13 protein-coding genes and 1 pseudogene are annotated in these 14447 nt (G+C 73.1%); 7 read left to right on the top strand and 7 right to left on the bottom strand.

Features of this window, described 5'->3' with window-relative positions; genetic code table 11:
- The first annotated feature begins 46 nt into the window (after positions 1 to 46).
- The gene (argG, locus tag IE97_RS0118350; RefSeq protein ID WP_030241007.1) at positions 47 to 1501 is read left to right on the top strand and encodes an argininosuccinate synthase; all 1455 of its coding nucleotides are present in this window, start codon (positions 47 to 49) and stop codon (positions 1499 to 1501) included.
- Between the two features lie 85 nt (positions 1502 to 1586).
- Here argG and pntB read toward each other — a convergent pair whose 3' ends face one another.
- From pntB to IE97_RS0118335, 3 genes are all read right to left on the bottom strand, one after another.
- Entirely contained in the window at positions 1587 to 3020 is a 1434-nt protein-coding gene (pntB, locus tag IE97_RS0118345; RefSeq protein WP_030241004.1) for a Re/Si-specific NAD(P)(+) transhydrogenase subunit beta, read from the bottom strand.
- Positions 3021 to 3025: 5 nt separating this feature from the next.
- Entirely contained in the window at positions 3026 to 4585 is a 1560-nt protein-coding gene (locus tag IE97_RS0118340; RefSeq protein ID WP_030241002.1) for a Re/Si-specific NAD(P)(+) transhydrogenase subunit alpha, read from the bottom strand.
- 233 nt (positions 4586 to 4818) lie between these two features.
- Positions 4819 to 5274: a VOC family protein gene (locus tag IE97_RS0118335; protein ID WP_030240998.1), complete on the bottom strand. Its 456-nt coding sequence runs from the start codon at positions 5272 to 5274 to the stop codon at positions 4819 to 4821.
- Between IE97_RS0118335 and IE97_RS0118330 the strand changes: the two genes are divergently transcribed.
- The 6 genes and pseudogenes from IE97_RS0118330 (at position 5273) to IE97_RS0118305 (ending at position 9838) form a co-directional block, all read left to right on the top strand.
- Positions 5273 to 5659, top strand: coding sequence for a substrate-binding domain-containing protein (locus IE97_RS0118330; protein WP_078603289.1), 387 nt, complete (start codon positions 5273 to 5275; stop codon positions 5657 to 5659). The genes IE97_RS0118335 and IE97_RS0118330 overlap by 2 nt on opposite strands.
- 32 nt (positions 5660 to 5691) lie before the next feature.
- Positions 5692 to 6504, top strand: a complete 813-nt coding sequence (locus tag IE97_RS38550; RefSeq protein ID WP_030900196.1) for a class I SAM-dependent methyltransferase — start codon at positions 5692 to 5694, stop codon at positions 6502 to 6504.
- Between the two features lie 147 nt (positions 6505 to 6651).
- Positions 6652 to 6747 (top strand): annotated as a pseudogene (locus tag IE97_RS43055) (RICIN domain-containing protein); the annotation flags it as partial.
- A 100-nt stretch (positions 6748 to 6847) separates the two neighbouring features.
- A complete protein-coding gene (locus tag IE97_RS0118315) occupies positions 6848 to 8263 on the top strand; it encodes a family 43 glycosylhydrolase (protein ID WP_030240985.1) in 1416 nt (471 codons plus the stop codon).
- Between the two features lie 79 nt (positions 8264 to 8342).
- Positions 8343 to 9251, top strand: a complete 909-nt coding sequence (locus IE97_RS0118310; protein WP_037835679.1) for a polysaccharide pyruvyl transferase family protein — start codon at positions 8343 to 8345, stop codon at positions 9249 to 9251.
- Between the two features lie 266 nt (positions 9252 to 9517).
- A complete protein-coding gene (locus IE97_RS0118305) occupies positions 9518 to 9838 on the top strand; it encodes a DUF3040 domain-containing protein (RefSeq protein ID WP_030240976.1) in 321 nt (106 codons plus the stop codon).
- A gap of 32 nt (positions 9839 to 9870) precedes the next feature.
- Here IE97_RS0118305 and IE97_RS0118300 read toward each other — a convergent pair whose 3' ends face one another.
- From IE97_RS0118300 to rfaE2, 4 genes are all read right to left on the bottom strand, one after another.
- A complete protein-coding gene (locus IE97_RS0118300; RefSeq protein ID WP_030240957.1) occupies positions 9871 to 10782 on the bottom strand; it encodes a glycosyltransferase family 2 protein in 912 nt (303 codons plus the stop codon).
- Positions 10779 to 11660, bottom strand: coding sequence for a glycosyltransferase family 2 protein (locus tag IE97_RS0118295; RefSeq protein ID WP_030240948.1), 882 nt, complete (start codon positions 11658 to 11660; stop codon positions 10779 to 10781). The genes IE97_RS0118300 and IE97_RS0118295 overlap by 4 nt, the downstream gene beginning before the upstream one ends.
- Before the next feature lie 16 nt (positions 11661 to 11676).
- Positions 11677 to 12654 carry a glycosyltransferase family 9 protein gene (locus tag IE97_RS0118290; RefSeq protein ID WP_030240943.1) on the bottom strand — a complete coding sequence of 326 codons (978 nt, stop codon included), beginning with the start codon at positions 12652 to 12654 and terminating at the stop codon, positions 11677 to 11679.
- 431 nt (positions 12655 to 13085) lie between these two features.
- Positions 13086 to 14447, bottom strand: coding sequence for a D-glycero-beta-D-manno-heptose 1-phosphate adenylyltransferase (gene rfaE2, locus IE97_RS0118285; protein ID WP_030240938.1), 1362 nt, complete (start codon positions 14445 to 14447; stop codon positions 13086 to 13088).

Genomic DNA, 14447 nt, shown 5'->3' with positions numbered 1-14447 from the left:
CGCGCAACGACTTGCATGATTATGCGTCGCCATACATACTCTTCCTATGTCCAAGGTCCTCACCTCCCTGCCCGCCGGCAAGCGCGTCGGCATCGCCTTCTCGGGCGGTCTCGACACGTCCGTCGCGGTCGCGTGGATGCGCGACAAGGGCGCCGTCCCGTGCACCTACACCGCCGACATCGGCCAGTACGACGAGCCCGACATCGCCTCGGTGCCCGGCCGCGCGAAGACCTACGGTGCCGAGATCGCGCGTCTGGTCGACTGCCGCGCGGCGCTGGTCGAGGAGGGCCTGGCCGCGCTGACCTGCGGCGCGTTCCACATCCGCTCGGGCGGACGGGCGTACTTCAACACCACGCCGCTCGGCCGGGCCGTCACGGGCACGCTGCTGGTGCGGGCGATGCTCGAGGACAACGTCCAGATCTGGGGCGACGGCTCCACCTTCAAGGGCAACGACATCGAGCGGTTCTACCGCTACGGCCTGCTCGCGAACCCGCACCTCAGGATCTACAAGCCCTGGCTGGACGCGGCGTTCGTCACCGAGCTCGGCGGCCGCAAGGAGATGTCCGAGTGGCTGCTCGCGCACGGGCTGCCCTACCGCGACAGCACGGAGAAGGCGTACTCCACCGACGCCAACATCTGGGGCGCCACGCACGAGGCCAAGACCCTGGAGCACCTGGACACCGGCGTCGAGACCGTCGACCCGATCATGGGCGTGAAGTTCTGGGACCCCGAGGTCGAGATCGCCACCGAGGACGTGACGATCGGCTTCGCCGAAGGCCGCCCGGTGTCGGTCAACGGCAAGGAGTTCGCCTCCCCCGTCGACCTGGTCATGGAGGCCAACGCCATCGGCGGGCGGCACGGCCTGGGCATGTCGGACCAGATCGAGAACCGGATCATCGAGGCCAAGAGCCGCGGCATCTACGAGGCCCCGGGCATGGCCCTGCTGCACGCCGCCTACGAGCGGCTGGTCAACGCGATCCACAACGAGGACACCCTCGCCCAGTACCACACCGAGGGCCGTCGCCTCGGGCGGCTGATGTACGAGGGCCGCTGGCTGGACCCGCAGGCGCTGATGATCCGCGAGTCGCTGCAGCGCTGGGTCGGCGCCGCCGTCACCGGAGAGGTGACGCTGCGGCTGCGGCGCGGTGAGGACTACTCGATCCTCGACACCACGGGCCCGGCGTTCAGCTACCACCCGGACAAGCTGTCCATGGAGCGCACCGAGGACTCCGCGTTCGGCCCGGTGGACCGGATCGGCCAGCTCACCATGCGCAACCTCGACATCGCCGACTCCCGCGCCAAGCTGGAGCAGTACGCCGGCATCGGCCTGATCGGCACCGGCAGCCCCACCATCGGCGCCTCGCAGGCCGCCGCGACCGGCCTGATCGGCACCATGCCGGAGCTGCCGCAGGGCGGCGCCGAGGCCATCGCCTCCCGCGGCGAGGTCTCGGAGGAGGACGCGTGGCTGGACCGCGCGGCGATGGAGTCCGGCACGGACTGATCGGTCGCCGTGCCTCGAGAAGGGCACAGCAACCGGCGAAGGCCGGCTCGGCACCGCCGAGCCGGCCTTTTCGGCTGACCAGGGTTCAGCGCGAGCTGCCGGCCATCTCCGGGACCGGCGCGTCGAGGCTGTCCAGGGCGCGCAGGATGTCCTCGACGCGCTGCTTGGCGTCGCCGAAGAGCATCTGGCTGTTCTCCCGGAAGAACAGCGGGTTCTGCACCCCCGCGTATCCGGCGGCCATGGACCGCTTGAAGACGACCACGTCGGCCGCCTCCCACACGTGCAGCACGGGCATGCCGGCGATGGGGCTGGCCGGGTTGTCGGTGGCGGCCGGGTTGACGGTGTCGTTGGCGCCGATGACGAGGACGACCGAGGTGGCGGCGAAGTCGTCGTTGATCTCGTCCATCTCGAGCACGATGTCGTACGGCACGTTGGCCTCGGCGAGCAGCACGTTCATGTGCCCGGGCAGCCGGCCGGCGACCGGGTGGATGCCGAAGCGCACCTCGACGCCCCGCTCGCGCAGCTTGCGCGCCAGTTCGGCGACCGGGTACTGGGCCTGCGCGACCGCCATGCCGTAGCCCGGAGTGATGATCACCGAGGAGGCGTCGCGGAGGAGCTCCGCGGTCTCCTCGGCGCTGATCTCCCGGTGCTCGCCCTGCTCGCCCTCGTCGGCCGCCGCTGCCGGGGTGCCGAATCCGCCGGCGATCACCGAGATGAAGGAGCGGTTCATCGCCTTGCACATGATGTACGACAGGTAGGCACCGGAGGAGCCGACGAGCGCGCCGGTGACGATGAGCAGGTTGTTGGAGAGCAGGAAGCCCGAGGCCGCCGCCGCCCAGCCGGAGTAGCTGTTGAGCATGGAGACGACCACCGGCATGTCACCGCCGCCGATGGAGGCGACCAGGTGTGCGCCCAGGGCGAGCGCGATCACGGTGACGGCGATGAGCAGGCCGATGTTCGGTCGGGCCACGAACGCGACGGTGAGCCCGGCGAAGGCGACCAGGGCGCCGATGTTGAGGACGTGCTTGCCGGGCAGCGTGAGCGGGCGGGAGTCGATGCGCGCCGAGAGTTTCAGGTAGGCGACGACGGACCCCGTGAAGGTGACGGCGCCGATGAACACCCCGATGAACACCTCGGCGTGGTGGATGCCCAGCAGCGAACCGCTGAGCTCGGCGTCGACGTCGAGGTAGCCGTTCCAGCCGACGAACGCGGCGGCGAGGCCGACCAGGCTGTGCATGATGGCGATCAGCTCGGGCATGCCGGTCATCTCGACGACCCGGGCCCGCCACAGCCCGATGCCCGCGCCGACGGCCGTGGCGACGACGATCAGCGCGAGACCGGTGACGGTGATGCTCTCGGAGGCGAGCCCGATGGTGGCGGCCAGCGCGACGACCATGCCCGCGATGCCCCAGACGACTCCCGAGCGGGAGGTCCGGTGCTGCGAGAGCCCGGCGAGGCTGAGGATGAACAGCAGCGCCGCGACGACGTAGGCGGCCTGTGCGGCCGTGACTGTGCTCATCCTGATCAGCCCTTCGAGAACATGCCGAGCATGCGGCGGGTGACGGCGAATCCGCCGAAGATGTTGATGCTCGCCAGCAGGATCGCGGCGAACGACAGCACGGTGACGGCGGTGTTCCCGTGCCCGATCTGCAGCAGCGCGCCCACCACGACGATCCCGGAGATGGCGTTGGTGACCGACATCAGCGGGGTGTGCAGCGCGTGGTGCACATTGCCGATGACGTAGAAGCCGATGACGATCGCCAGGACGAAGACCGTGAAGTGGCCGATGAGCTCGCTCGGTGAGAACGCGGTCACCAGGAACAGCGCGAGCGCTCCGGCGCCGACGAGGGCGTACGACGACCACGCGGGCCGCGCGGGCTTCGCCGGTGTCTCGGAGGCGGGCGCGGCCGCGGGTTCCGGGGCTCCGCCGGGGGCGGGCGCGGCGGAGACCTGGACCGGGGGCGGGGGCCAGGTCTTCTCTCCGTCACGGACCACGGTGATCGACCGCTGCACCACGTCGTCGAAGTCGAGGACGAGCCGGCCGTCCTTGCCCGGGGTGAGCAGCTTCATCAGGTTGACGAGGTTGGTGCCGTAGAGCTGCGAGGCCTGGGCGGGGAGCCGGCCGGGCAGGTCGGTGTAGCCGATGATCGTCACGTCGTTGTCGGTGACGACCGCCTTGCCGGCGACCGTGCCCTCGACGTTGCCGCCCTGGGCGGCGGCCATGTCGACGATCACGCTGCCGGGCTTCATGCGCGCGACGTCCTCGGCGGTGATCAGCCGCGGCGCGGGCCGGCCGGGGATCAGCGCGGTGGTGATGATGATGTCGACGTCGGCGGCCTGCTCGGCGTACATCTGCGCGGCGAGCCGGTTGTAGTCGTCCGAGGTGGCCTTGGCGTAGCCGTCGCTGCTCACCTCCTGCTCGGCGGTCACCGTCAGGAACTCCCCGCCGAGTGAGCGCACCTGCTCGGCGACCTCGGGCCGGGGGTCGGTGGCGCGGACCACGGCGCCGAGGCTGCGGGCCGCGCCGATGGCCGCGAGCCCGGCGACACCGGCTCCGGCGACCAGCACCTTGGCGGGCGGTACCTTGCCGGCGGCGGTCACCTGGCCGGTGAAGAAGCGGCCGAAGGCGTGCGCGGCCTCGACGACGGCCCGGTATCCGGCGATGTTCGCCATCGAGCTGAGCACGTCCAGGGACTGGGCGCGCGAGATGCGCGGGACGGCGTCCATGGCGAGCACGGTGATCGGCCGCCGGGCCAGTTCGTCGACGAGCTCCGGGTTGAGCGCGGGGCTGATGAGCGCGATCAGTGTCGCTCCGTCCCGCAGCCGTCCGATCTCCTCGGTCGAGGGGCCGTTGACCTTCAGGACGACATCCGCCGTCCAGGGGTCGCCGAGCCGGGCGCCCGCTTCCTGGTAGGCCGCGTCGGAGAAGCGGGACGAGGCTCCCGCCCCCGGTTCGACCACCACGTCGTATCCGAGTGCGACGAGTCTCCCCACGGTGGCCGGCGTGGCCGCCACCCTGGTCTCGCCCGCAGTGGACTCGGCGGGTACGCCGATCCGCTGGGGTTCCGGTTCCGCTGGGACCATCGTGTGCCTCTCTCCTCGTCTGTCGCTCGCCGGCTGCCGTCGTCGAGTGCCCGTCCATCCATCGGTGCCCGAATCTTGCACTGTCGATACGGGATCCGCGGGCGGTCGTCTTCACACGGCTGGAGAGTCCTGCCTCACACGAACGAGGGGTTGCCGGTTGAACCTACTGGCGGGTATGGCGACGGCCTTCCGGCCCGTCTCCTGGTGGGGTTTCTGATGTTTCGGTCATCCGGTCATGACCTGAGAAGCTCGTTCGTACGCTCCTGGATCTCGTCCGGCGTGAGGTCCTCGATCGTCTGCGAGATCATCCAGAGGTGGCCGAACGGGTCGGCGAGCCGACCGCCGCGCTGTCCGTAGTGCTGGTCGGCGACGGGGTACACCACGGTCGCCCCGTGCCGCAGCATGGCCTCGGCGACGGCGTCGGCGTCGGAGACGTCCAGGGCCATGATCACGGGGCTGCCGCCGAGGGCGGGCGGCGCCGGGTCGCCGTCGTCGGCGTCCTTGACCGCGACGACCGTGCCGCCGAGGCGCAGCATGGCGTGCACGATCCGCCCCTCGGGGTCGGTGTACCGCTCGATCTCCTCGGCGCCGAGCGCCGACCGGTAGAAGTCGATCGCCCGGGGCCCGTCGGAGACGACGAGCCGGGCGTAGAACCGGGTGTTGGAAGGGGTGTCGCTCGCGTTGGTCATGCCGTCACGATCGCGCGCCCAGGCAGCCGTGGAGCCCCCGGACGGGCAGCACGGTCCGGGCTCCTGGCCCGAGCAGCGCCGTGCGGGCCGGGCGGTGCCCGGGCAGGTGTCGGTCGTCGGCTTCGAGGGCCGGCCGGTGGCCCAGTGGTTCGACCTGACGACCGTGGCCCAGTCGCCCGCGCGCACCGGCCGGGAGGCCGGCGTTCCGGCCCCGTCGCTCATCGACCATCCCGGTGCGGGCCGCGAGCGGCACGTCGTGCCGCCGACCCGCGTGATCCCCCGGGCCACCACCGCCCCGCCTCCCGCGGCACACGTCGCCCCGGGTCCCCGAACTGCCGTCGGCCTGACGGAAATCGCTGTGCGCCGGTGCGCGCCTCGGACATAGACTCGGCCGGAAACGAGGGGGGACGGCCGCGTATGACCACTGGGCAGAACACCGTCGGAGAGGTCTTCAGCGCGGGAGCCGAGGAGTTCCACCGCTGGTCGGGCAGGCTGTGGGACCCGGTGGGCGAGGCCACGGCGGACGCGGCCGTGCCGGCCGGCGGCGAGTCGGTGCTGGACGCCTGCTGCGGGGCGGGCGCGTCGGCGCTGCCGGCCGCGCGAGCCGTCGGGCCCGGGGGTCGGGTGGACGCCGTGGACCTCGCGGACGGGCTGCTGGCGATCGGTGAACGCCGGGCGCGGGAGCAGGGGTTGGAGAACATCCGCTTCCACCACCACGACGTCACCTCATGGCCCGTGACCGGCGCCGGCTACGACGTCGTGCAGTGCGCGCTCGGCGTGTTCTTCTTCCCGGACATGGATCGTGACTCCGCCGCGCTGACCCGGAAGGTGCGCCCCGGTGGCAGGTTCGTGGTGACGGTCTGGGAGAAGGGTGCGCTCGCCGGCTGGCAGTCGGCGTTCCGCGCCGCCGTCCTGACGGAGCGGGACCTGCCCCGTCCGCCGCAGATGGAGCAGCTGGCCCGGATCGACACGGCCGGCACCCTCGCGGCCTGGCTCGAGGACCTGGGCGGGAGCGAACCACGCGTCGTGCGGCGGCGGTTCGACGCCCCGCTGTCGCCCGACTCGGCCTGGGTCCTGGCCACCGGCAGCGGTACACGCGGGATGCTCGACGGGCTGTCACCGGCCGCCGTCGAGCGGGTGCGCGCCGAGTTCACCGCCCGGCTCACGGCGGACGCCGTCGACGACCTCGACGTACGCGTCCTGACCGGGACGGCCCGCTTCTTCCGCTGACGGCGCGGACAGCCCGCCTCCTGCGTCACACCCGTCCGAACCGTTGACGACGGTAAGAGCCCCCCTTATCTTCTGACCGAGTTCATGGCCGAATTCACGAACTTCGTTCGAAATCACGGACAGAGGATCGACAGAGGCGGCTCGTACTGCAGCGGCGGCGCCAACCAGAAGTGGAGGATCGAGGACCTCGGCGACGACACCAGCAGGCTGATCAACGCGGCCACCGGCAAGGTGCTGGACACCGTCCTGGCTCAGCGACAACTGCCAGCAGTGGCGCCTCGTCCCCACCCCCTGATCCCTCTTTGGGAGAACTTCCTTGAGACGCACAGCCGTACGGCTTCTGATGGCCGTCCTCGTCGCCCTCGCGACCTGCCTCACGGGCGCCCCCGCGCATGCCGCCCCGCCCGACTCCCCCGCCGTCACGTACACCAACCCGCTCGCGGAGAAGCGGGCCGACCCGCACATCTTCAAACACACCGACGGCTACTACTACTTCACCGCGACCGTCCCCGAGTACGACCGCATCGTGCTGCGCCGGGCCACCACCATCCAGGGGCTGAAGTCGGCCCCCGAGACCACCATCTGGACCAAGCACGCCAGCGGCGTGATGGGAGCCCACATCTGGGCCCCGGAGATCCACTTCATCGACGGCAAGTGGTACGTGTACTTCGCCGCCGGCGCCACGAACGACGTGTGGGCGATCCGGATGTACGTCCTGGAGGGCACCGGCGCCAACCCGCTCACCGCCGCCTGGACGGAGAAGGGACAGATCAAGACCCAGTGGGAGAGTTTCTCCCTGGACGCCACCACCTTCGTCGTGGGCGGCGTGCGCTACCTGGCGTGGGCGCAGCGCGACCCGTCCGTGAACAACAACACCGACATCTACCTCGCGAGGATGGCCAACCCCTGGACGATCACCGGCACTCCGGTGATGCTGTCGCGGCCCACCTACACCTGGGAGACCGTCGGCTACAAGGTCAACGAGGGCCCGGCCGTCATCCAGCGCGGCGGCAAGGTGTTCATGACGTACTCCGCGAGCGCCACCGACAGCAACTACTGTCTGGGCATGCTCACCGCCTCCGCGAGCGCAAACCTGCTCAGCCAGGCGTCCTGGAGCAAGAACCCCACCCCCGTCTTCGCCAGCAGCGCGGCGACCAGCCAGTACGGACCGGGGCACAACTCGTTCACCGTCTCCGAGGACGGCAAGAGCGACATCCTCGTGTACCACGACCGCAGCTACAAGGACATCAGCGGCGACCCGCTGGGCGACCCCAACCGCCGCACCCGCGTGCAGAAGGTCTACTGGAAGGCCGACGGCACGCCCGACTTCGGCATCCCGGTGGCCGACGGGGTCACGCCGCAGCGCTTGTCGTCGTACAACTTCGCCGACCGGTTCGTCCGGCACTGGAGCTTCCGTGCCCGCATCGAGGCGAACGTGTCGCCGCTCGCGGACTCACAGTTCCGGGTCGTGACCGGCCTGACCGGCAGCGGCACGGTCTCGCTGGAGTCGGCCAACTTCCCCGGCTACTACCTGCGGCAGAAGAACTTCGAGGTGTGGCTGGAGAGGAACGACGGCAGCGCGCGGTTCGCGGCCGACGCCAGCTTCCACCGGCGGGCCGGTCTCGCCGACGCGGCAGGCGTGTCGTACGAGTCGTACAACTACCCGGGGCGATACGTCCGCCACTGGGAGTACCTGCTGAACGTACAGGTGGTGAGCACGGCCACCGACCGGGCGGACGCCACCTTCTACGCCCAGTGACCGTGAGGTAAAAGCCCGTAATGCCCTGATTGCTCGCCGGGTGGGCGGGCACTCAGGGCATGTGCACTCACAAGACGGCATGCGACCGCGCAGGGTTCTGCTGGCCGGGTGGTTCAGCTTCCGGGACGGGGAGGCGACCGCCGGGGACGTGCTGGCCCTGCGCCGGGTCGAGGACGTACTGCTCGGCACGGGCATCCCCTACGACGTCGCATGGAGTCCCGGCTTCCGCCCGGAGGCCCTGCATCTGGACCGGCTGTGGCCCGAGGACTACTCCCACCTGGTGTTCGTGTGCGGCCCGCTGCACGGGCCGCAGATCGAGGAGCTGCACCGGCGGTTCGCACACTGTGTCCGGATCGCCGTCGGCACCTCGGTGATCGATCCCGACAGCCCGGCCGTGACCGGCTTCCACCGGGTACTGCCGAGGGACGCCCCGGACAGCGAGCCGGTGGAGGACCTGGCGGCCCGCGCCCCGGAGGTGCCCGCCCGGCCGGTCGTCGGGGTGATCCTCACGCACGGGCAGCAGGAGTACGGGCAGCAGCGGCGGCACGGGCAGGTCGCCGAGGAGGTGACCCGCTGGCTGGCCGGGAAGGACTGCGGACGGCTGGAACTGGAGACGCGGCTCGACACCCACGACTGGCATCTGAGCGCCACACCCGCGCAGCTCCAGTCCGTGCTGGCCCGGTTGGACCTGGTCGTCACCGACCGGCTGCACGGACTGGTCATCGGGCTGCGGGTCGGCACCCCCGTGCTGGCCGTGGACCCGGTCTCGGGCGGCGCGAAGGTGACCGCACAGGCCCGCGCCTGCGGCTGGCCGGCGCTGGTGCCCGCGGAACGGCTGGACGTGCGGCAGCTGGACCGCTGGTGGGACTGGTGCCTGACCGGCGGCCGGGTGACCGCCCGGCAGATCCGCGACGGGTTCCGTGAGGGCACCGTGCCGGACAGCGCGGACCGGCTGGTCGAGACCCTGGCACGGTCCGTGCCCGGTTGACCCCTGCCGGACAGCGCGGACCGACGGGCCCGCCGACGCGGACCGTGCCCGGACAGCACTGCGGCGACGCCGACCCCTTGCCGAGGCACCGACACCGCCCGCACCCGGCCCCCCTGAGCGCAGGCCCGCTCGCCGACGCGCCGACACAGCAGCGCCCCGGTTAGCTCCGGGACCTCACGGGGCACCCGCTTGTCAGTCCCCGCTTCCTGTCCTGCCGCACGTCCCCCGTGAGGAGAGACGGTCCGGCCGCCCGGAAGGAGAACCGCGTGTCCATCGGCCGACTCCCCGATCACGAGCAGCGCATCCTCGACGAGATGGAACGCGCCCTGCGCCGCGACCGCCGCCTCGACCGCCGACTGCGCACCCTGCGGCTGAGCCGCCTCCCCGACCCCGCCCGCGTCCTCGCCCGCCTGGGCTCCTACCGCCCCCGTGTCTGGACCGTGGCGGTCCTGCTCGCGATGTCGATCGGGCTGATGGTGACCGGGATCGTCACCTCGGCGCCCGGCGTGATCTGGGCGTTCGCGGCCCTGTGGCCGCTGACGCTGTTCGCCGTGTTCCGGCTGCTGTGCCGGTGGTGCGGAGGTTGAGGTCTGCCCCCCAAGTCCCGGGGGGATGCGGTTCAGCCCGTGTAGCGGCGTGCCTTGGAGGCGCGTTGGGCCGGTTCCAGCGTGCGCAGGCGGCACTCGACCTCGTGGGGCAGGACACGGCGTTCCCGCAGGACCCACGGCAGTGCGGCGGCGGCCTCGGCGAAGGCGCGCAGGGAGGCGGTGTCCCGCGGGACCGTACGGGCCAGGTCGACGGTGCGGCGCAGGGCGGAACGGGCCGGGCGGCGCAGCCAGGTGAACCACAGGGTGTTGCGGATGCCGTGGGTGCGGCGCAGGGTGGCGTCCCGCACCACGGACGGGTGGTGGTGCACCGCGAGGTGGTCGGCGTACGTCAGCCACCAGCCGTCGGCCGCCAGGTCCGCGGCGAGCAGTTCCTCCTCGCCGCCCAGCCACAGCCGCGGGTGGAAACCGCCCGCCGCCCGGAAGGCGCCGGTGCGCAGCACGGTCGCGGCGGCCAGGAACGAGCCGAGGGCCGGTCCGGGTAGCCAGGCCGGCCCCGGCACCGGCGAGTCGCGCAGTTCCTCGACGATGGGGTCGTCGGTGCCGTCCGGTTCGACGACGATCCGGGCCGTGACCGAGCCCAGCGCCGGATGCCGGTCGAGCAGGTCGGCGGCGCCCGTCAGCGATCCGGGCGCCCACCAGGAGTCGTCGTCGCAGAAGGCGACGTAGGGCGTGTCGACCTGCCGGATCGCCAGGTTGCGGCCGACGGCGCCGAGGTTGCGGCCGGGCCGCAGCAGCCGGACCCAGGGGTGGCGGCGGGCGACGGCGTCGGCGGTGCCGTCCGTGGAGCCGTTGTCGGTGACGACGACCGGCGGGTTCTCCGGCAGTCCGGCGAGGTGGTCCAGGGTGCGCAGCAGCTCCGCGCGCCGGTTGTGGGTGATGACGACCACGGTCGTACGGCTGTCGGTCGTGCTGCCGTGGCTCATGCGGCTTCCTCCAGCAGGCGGGCGGCCCGCTCCACGTGCGGCGGCAGGGGCCTGCGGTCCCGGAGGGCGGCGGGCAGGCGGGCCAGGGTCCCGCGCAGGGCCCACCGTGCGTGGTCGTCGTGCCGGGCCTCGGCGGCGAGGTCTCGGGTGCGGGCGAGCACGTAGGGCACCGGGCGGCGCAGCCAGGCGGTGAGGAGCTCGTTGCGGCGCTGGACGGCCGGGCGGCCGGTGCGGGGCGTGGGCGCCGGGTGGTGGTGGGCGACGACGTCGGGGCAGTGGGTGACGCCCCAGCCGCGGGCGGCCAGGTCGTAGGCGAGGAGGGTCTCCTCCCCGCCGAAGAACAGCAGCCGGTGGAATCCGCCCGCGTCGAGGTAGGCGTGGCGGCGGACCACGGAGGCGCAGGCGAGGAAGCCGAGGACCTGGGTGCCGGGGAGGTCGCCGACCCGGCCGAGGGGCGAGCCGGCGAGCACGTCGTTGAGCGGGTCGGGGTCGGCGGTGCGGCCCACGAGGGTGCGGGCGGCGATGAGGCCGAGCCGCGGGTGATCCTCGAAGAGGCGGGCCGCCGTGCTCAGGGCTCCGGGTGACCACCAGGAGTCGTCGTCGCTGAACGCCAGGTACGGGGTGTCCAGGGCGCGGGCACCGTAAGTGCGCGCCAGGGCACCGTGGTTGAACGGCAGGGCCAGGACGCGGACCTGGGGGAAGTCGTGGGCGAGCATGGCGCGGGTGCCGTCGGTGGAGGCGTTGTCCGCGACGAGGATCTCCGGGCGTTCGGGAAGGGCGAGGAGGTGGCGCAGGGTCTCGGCGAGGGCGGCCGATCGGTTGCGGGTGGCGATGACGATGCCGACGGGGCTCGGCGGAACCTGGCGCGGGATGGTCATCTGGTGGCGTGCCCCCTCATGGGTGTCGGATGCCGGGGAGTTCGTCGACGGCGCGCAGGACGTCCTGCGGGGTGATGCGCAGCAGCGCCGGGTCGGGGTGGCGGCCGTGCGGGTCGCCCTCCGGGCCGTACCAGAGCGCGCGGTGGCGTGGGCTGTCCGGTGGGCCCCAGCGGCTCGGTGCGACCGGGCCGAAGAGGGTGACGGAGCGCGTGGCGTGGGCGACCGCGAGGTGGGCGACGCCGGTGTCACCGCTGATCACGCAGTGCGCGTCGGCGACGAGGGCGGCCAGCCGGCCGAAGGGCAGGCCGCCGCCGAACACATCGGTGTCGGGCAGCCCCGCCCGCTTGGCGAGCCGGGCCACCAGATCACCCTCGTCCGCCCCGCCGGTGACGACGACCCGCAGGCCCCGGGCCCGCAGTGCGGTCGCGACGGCCGCGTACCGCTCGACGGGCCAGCAGCGGGCGGGCGACCCGGCGCCGGGGTGCAGCACGACCGCACCGGGCGCCGGGGAGGCGGTGCGCGGCCTGGGCAGGCGCACGTCACCCGGGTCTGCCTCGATGCCGTACGCCCGGAGCAGCCGGCACCAGCGTTCGCGTTCGTGTTCCTCCGCGTACCAGGGTGGGCCGGCGATCTCGGGCATGTCCGGGTGGGCGAAGGCGAGCAGCTTCAGCGGGCGCAGATCCGTGAGCAGCCGGTGGCTCGGTGGTCCGTTGCCGTGCAGGTCGACGGCGATGTCCGGCGGCGGCCCGCTCCAGTCGAGTGAGGGCGGCACCGCCCGCCCGGGCGCGGAGGCGGGCAGCAGCCGGTCCACGGTCCCCGTCGCCGCCGCGACCGGTTCGAGCTCGGCGGGCGCCGCCAGCACGATCTCGTGCCCGGGGTGAGCCCGCCGCAGGGCGCGCAGGGCGGGCACGGCGGCGAGAAGGTCACCGAGGCCGAGGGCGCGCAGGACGAGCAGCCGGGGTGACGTCGGTTCGGGGGTCGTGGCCGGGGGCACGCCCGGTGTCGCATCCGGGGGCGCGTCCGGGGTCACGCCCGGGACCATGTCCGGGGTCATGCCCGGAGGCGCGTCCGGGGTCACGCCCGGTGTCACGCCCGGGACCATGTCCGGGGTCATGCCCGGAGGCGCGCCCTGTGTCACGCCCGGTGTCACGCCCGGTGTCACGCCCGGGACCATGTCCGGGGTCATGCCCGGAGGCGCGCCCGGTGTCACGCCCGGGGCCATGTCCGGGGCCATGCCCGGGGGCACGCCCGGTGTCGCGTCCGGTGTCACGTCCGGGGCCATGCCCGGGGTCACGTCCGGAGCCATGCCCGGTGTCGCGTCCGGAGCCATGCCCGGTGTCGCGTCCGGGGTCATGCCCGGTTCCATGCCCGCAGCCTTCCCCGTGCCCTCCGGGACTGCCCGCGCGGGCCGCCTCGTCGGGCGTGTCATCGTGCTCCTTCCGCCGCCCGTTCCATCAGGGCCGTCGAGGATCGGCCGTCGAGGTAGGGCAGCAGGACCGCCTGGCCGCCCCACCGCTGGAGGAGGGCGGCTTCGGGGAGGTCGGCCGCCGCGTAGTCGCCGCCCTTGACCCAGACGTCGGGGCGCAGGTCGGCCAGGAGGCGTTCGGGGGTGTCCTCGTCGAAGACGGCGACCGCGTCGACGCAGGCCAGGGCCCGAAGGACCCGGACGCGGTCGGCGAGCGGGGTGACCGGTCGGCCCTCGCCCTTGCGGCGCCGCACCGAGGCGTCCGAGTTGACGCAGACGACCAGGCAGTCGCCGAGCCGCCGCGCGGCCTGGAGCAGGCCGACATGGCCGGCGTGCAGCAGGTCGAAGCAGCCGCCGGCGGCGACGACGGTGCCGTGGGCGGCCCGGACCCGGGCGGCCAGGGCGCTCGGGTCGTCGTCGGGCGGCGGCGCCGGTGCGTCGTCCGCGTTCGGGACGGCGGAGGCGCCGCCCGCCTCGACGAAACCGGTCGCCGCCGCGACGGCACCCTCGACGGCCTCGGCGACCAGGACCCCGTCGGCGAGCAGTCCGGCCGCCGTGGCGGCGAACCGGTCCCCGGCCCCGCAGCTGTCGCCGTGGTGTGCGGCGGGAGCGGGGACCAGGAGTGGGTGCTCGCCGTAGGACAGCAGGGCGCCGCGGGCGCCGAGGGTCACCGCGACGGCGGCCACCCGCCAGTGCCCCACCAGGGCGGCGGCGCTGTGGGCGGCGGCGCGCAGGTCACGGCGCGGGGTGCCGTCCCGCGGTGCGAGGCCGTGGGCCTCCTTCTCGGCCGGGGTCACGAGCCGGGTGCCCGGCACCGGCGTTCCGCCGCGCGGGTGCGGGTCCCAGACCAGCGGCGGGCGGGCGGCGAGTTCGTCGCGCAGGGCGTCGACGGTGCCGCGGCCGTAGTCGGAGACCAGTACGGCGGGCGCGGTGCGCACGGCCTCGCGGGCGGCGTCCGTGGCCTCGCGGGTGCGTCCGGCGCCCCGGTCCAGGCGGACCACCGGGCGGTCCTGCGCGAGGACCCGCGTCTTCTCGGAGAGAGGGCCGGTCAGGGGCAGCGGGACGAGGGTGAGCCAGGGTTCCAGCAGGCGGCGCAGGGCCTGGCTCGCCGGGTCGTCGCCCACCCCGGCGACCAGCGTGACGTCCCGGCCGTCGCGGGCCGCGAGGTACGCGGCGAGGGCGGCGCCGCCGGGCCGGGTCCGCTCCCCGCAGTCGTCGACGACGGGCACGGGCGCGTCGGGTGCGAGCCGTTCGGCCCGGCCGTTCAGGTCCCGGTCCAGCAGGGCGTCACCGACCACGACCAGCGGTGCCTTGCCGTTCAT

Origin of the sequence: Streptomyces sp. NRRL S-455, from assembly GCF_000717875.1 — a bacterium.
Lineage (GTDB): Bacteria > Actinomycetota > Actinomycetes > Streptomycetales > Streptomycetaceae > Streptomyces.
This window is presented reverse-complemented; position numbering and strand designations above follow the sequence as displayed.